The 3,798-nt window shown below is 30.6% G+C and carries 4 protein-coding genes; all 4 read left to right on the forward strand.

Features of this window, described 5'->3' with window-relative positions; genetic code table 11:
- The first annotated feature begins 565 nt into the window (after positions 1–565).
- Entirely contained in the window at positions 566–1,789 is a 1,224-nt protein-coding gene (locus tag QZZ48_RS14755; RefSeq protein ID WP_294967021.1) for a tyrosine-type recombinase/integrase, read from the forward strand.
- Positions 1,789–3,159 carry a tyrosine-type recombinase/integrase gene (locus QZZ48_RS14760; protein ID WP_294967022.1) on the forward strand — a complete coding sequence of 457 codons (1,371 nt, stop codon included), beginning with the start codon at positions 1,789–1,791 and terminating at the stop codon, positions 3,157–3,159. The genes QZZ48_RS14755 and QZZ48_RS14760 overlap by 1 nt, the downstream gene beginning before the upstream one ends.
- Complete coding sequence (locus tag QZZ48_RS14765) at positions 3,156–3,479, forward strand: hypothetical protein (protein ID WP_294967023.1); 324 nt, start codon at positions 3,156–3,158, stop codon at positions 3,477–3,479. Before QZZ48_RS14760 ends, QZZ48_RS14765 begins: the two co-directional genes overlap by 4 nt.
- Positions 3,480–3,604: 125 nt before the next feature.
- Positions 3,605–3,798, forward strand: a 194-nt coding sequence (locus tag QZZ48_RS14770) for a hypothetical protein (protein WP_294967024.1), incomplete at its 3' end; no start/stop codon positions are given.

The raw sequence follows: 3,798 nt of genomic DNA on the forward strand, positions 1-3,798 counted from the left end.
TAGACCCTAGGAGACAAAAACTGTTACCACTGGTATCGTAAAGAGGTGAAATAAGAAAACTTGTTTTACTGGTCTTGAAAAAGGGAACCATTATAGTCCCCTATAAACTACTCTTGCTATTTTTAATCCTATTAAATCTCATAACACATTTGTATTATTCTATCTAAATTACTGAATTAAAGTTTGTCTAGTTTATAGGGGACATTCCAGTTAGTATTTGTTGTAGTCCCATTTTGAGACTTAGACCTAATTTGAGGCTCTATATGCAAATTTTTTCTATCAATCTCTTAAAACTTTAAAAAAAGAATTAGTTGTTATACTTAAGTTTAGAAGCGACTCTTCAACGGTAATATTCATTTTTAGACCCTTTAAAATTAAGAGTCTAAAGCCCAATTCGAGGGATATTCGTACAAACTTTATTCAAGAGAATTTACATTATGTTATCTAAACTACCACCAATATACTATATATACTTGACAATATCAACCATACAAGTGTATAATCCATAATAGACAGTCTACTACATTGAATTAGGCTATTGTCAACTATAGTATAGGATGGATAAATGTATCTTAGGATTAATGAACAAAGATATGCTGTAAGCTTTGATGAGAATAGTAATGAGCTTGATATTTATTACAATAATATAGATTCTAGTGCTCAGAATAATCAACTTAAAATAATTGATGGATATGTCTGCTTATTTGATGATGACTGGAAAACAGTTAATGAAGTGTGGGATTATCTACAAAGCAGACTTTATGTTAAAAGACTTGCATTTAATACAGTTGCTACAAAAGGTCAAGATTTAAAACTTTTTTATGACTTTCTTTCTTCTTACAAGCTAACCTACTCTTCTCTCAATCATAAAATTATTAACGACTTTATTGCTTGGCTAATGATTCCATCAAAAGACAGTGATTTAATGCAGCTGAGTTCTTCTAGTAAACGAAGTGCCAAAACAGTTAATCGTATTATTTCAACTATTCGAGATTTTTATAAGTATCATGAAGCAGTTAACAATATAGATAACCCTTTTAAACATGATTTTGAAACAATTAAGCGCCCTACCCGTCAAAATAAATCTTTTTATGCTCATACTCAAAATGGTCTTGTTCAAAAAAGCACACTTAAAATAAAAGAGTTTGATGAGGGAGTTAGAGTATTATCAAAAGAGCAGATAGAACTTATACAGAAGGCATGTAAGGTTGAAAGAGATCGCTTATTATTCGAATTATTGTTATTCACTGGAATGCGTATTGGTGAAGCACTAAGTCTTGATATTCACTCTATTGGTGTTGCAAAAATTGGGTCCTCAGTAGAAGAATTGAAAATGAAACCGAATAATGATGATCACTCTAAAGGAAATCAAGAACGACAGCAGAAAACAGGTACTAGAGAGTTGTTTATCCCATCATTACTTATGGAGAAACTTAGTGACTATTATGAAAATACATGGATGAAAATTTATGAAAAAAAGGAAATGACACATGAGTATTTTTTTATATCAGAGTTTCATAATAATTTAGGTGAACCACTTAGTTATCAAGCCGTATGGAATAGATGCCGTAAAATTGGTAAGGAGACCGGAGTGTTTTTCTCTCCACATGATTTTCGTCATACATTTGCTACTGCACTTGCCCGTAATAAAGTAGGTATTCATAAGCTTAGAAAACTTTTAGGACATAGACATATAGCTTCAACTGATGTCTATATGCATATTGCTAATAAAGAAGAAATAGTTGAAGAACTCATTCCATTTTATAAGAGCTATGGAGTAGATATATAATGCAACCATTTACTTTAATTGTAAATAAAAGAGAGAAACTAGTAGATTACAGAGGTTTAAAGCCTGTCTGTATAGCAAATCGTCACTGTGAATATATTTTACAAGCTAAATCTTTACATACCAAAACCGAATCATCTCTATATACGGAAACAAGCATGATTCGTTATCTATTCCATTTTTTGGAACAGAAAGACATTTATGATCTATCAAATTTTACCTATCCTCTTCTGCAAGAATTATATGCATACTTAGGGACAGCTCTAACCAAACTGCAAAAACCTCTGTCTTATAGTTCTCAAAGACTTGTATACACTTTTTTTAAAAGTTTTAGTAAGTGGCTATATGATACTCATCCTGATGAAGCACCACCTTTCAATATTTTTATGAAATCAAAATTCAAGAGAAACAATGAAAACTTGAAAACAGAAATAATTTCAGATTATGCATTAGAACAAGTCAAAAAAGCAGTTAGAAATGAAAATGATATCTATACAAAAGCCTATATATTATTATTACTGTATTATGGGCTTCGTTCAATTGATATTGTTTCATTAAAACATAACTGTCTGTCTATGAGTGATAAGGATGGAAAATATGACCTTCATTATATTGATCACAAAGCAAAGCAAAGTGTAACTATACCAGCTATTGCATCTCCAGTAGCTATAGTAATCTCAACATTAATTCACCAAACTCATGATTTAAGAAGTCAGAGTGGGTTGGAAGAGATTTTTATTAAAAAAAATCGTAATGGTGAGATAAAAATACTTAATGCTTATCAACCTAAATTATTAAAATTTTTTGTTAAACAACACGATATCAACAATGAAAATGGTAGTGTAGTCCATTTAACTGCGCATATGTTTCGTAGAACACTTGCAACGAACCTACAAAGCAGTGGAGCTTCTCTTGAAGCAACTCAAACTGTTATGAACCACAAACATAAACGAACTACGATGCAGTATTATATAAAAACAAAAAATGAAGAGTATATTGCTCAAATTACAGATACGCTTCAGTATATGCAAGTTATATCATCCAAACAAGATGATATTGTTAAGATTAAAGATGGTTCTATATTAGATAATTCATTAAGACTATCAGACGGCTATTGTGTCAATGAAGCTATGGCTACTGATGAAAATTATCTTTGTGAAACATTTCAAAAACGTGGAAATTGTTATAGTTGTTCAAAAATGGTTACGACACCTGAGTTCCTTCCATACTTTAAAAATCTGTACAAAGAAAAAGAGGAAGAAATTCAATCTAAAAGTTTTTATGGCTCACATGTTATTGCACATATTGAGTTTGAAAAAGATCTGATTGGAATGCTTATAGAAAAGTTAGAAACATTTGGAGATATACAATGAATTATGCCGTAGAATTTCCTGTTCCGGAAGAATCTGTAGACTCTTGGGATATCTATGTTATTGCTAACGTTCATTTTTCCGATAGTGTATGGGATTTAATACCTCTTTTACATAATAAACGAAAAGGGCTAGATTCAAGGGGTAAATTAAACTTTCATACAATTGAAGAATTTCCATTAATTATCGAACCAATAAAACGTTATTGTTATATTCGGCTAGGTCAAGTTAAACCTTCAACTGTTACAAATGATTATATAAGTTTTGCAAGTAAGATAGTTAGTTTTTTTAAAGAAAAAAAATTATATCTTTCGAAGATATAGATATAAGTAATTTTATAGAATTTAACTATTGGTTAAAAAGGAATTATTTTACAGGTGAAAAATCTATTGAGGGATTGGCAAGTATTGCAAATACTTTATTTCAAGTAATAAAGGTAGGTCAATCTATGGAATTTCCATTACTACCAAAAGAACTAATTAATTTAGAAGTATCAGTATGGGATTGGTGGGGTGTTAATGAGCAAAACAGAAAGATTAGAGAAGGTGGTAATGATGACAAAAGCATTCCCCTTCCTATTTGGAAGCAGATTATCCAAAATGCTTGGGATGAACCTGATGTAGTGCAATATATAAAAGGCTG

Origin of the sequence: Sulfurimonas sp. (assembly GCF_016744025.1) — a bacterium.
Lineage (GTDB): Bacteria > Campylobacterota > Campylobacteria > Campylobacterales > Sulfurimonadaceae > Sulfurimonas.

Excerpts from the sequence above, each read along its gene's own strand:
- QZZ48_RS14755 (WP_294967021.1), top strand. The coding sequence starts at position 566 with ATGTATCTTAGGATTAATGAACAAAGATATGCTGTAAGCTTTGATGAG.
- QZZ48_RS14760 (WP_294967022.1), top strand. The coding sequence starts at position 1,789 with ATGCAACCATTTACTTTAATTGTAAATAAAAGAGAGAAACTAGTAGAT.
- QZZ48_RS14765 (WP_294967023.1), top strand. The coding sequence starts at position 3,156 with ATGAATTATGCCGTAGAATTTCCTGTTCCGGAAGAATCTGTAGACTCT.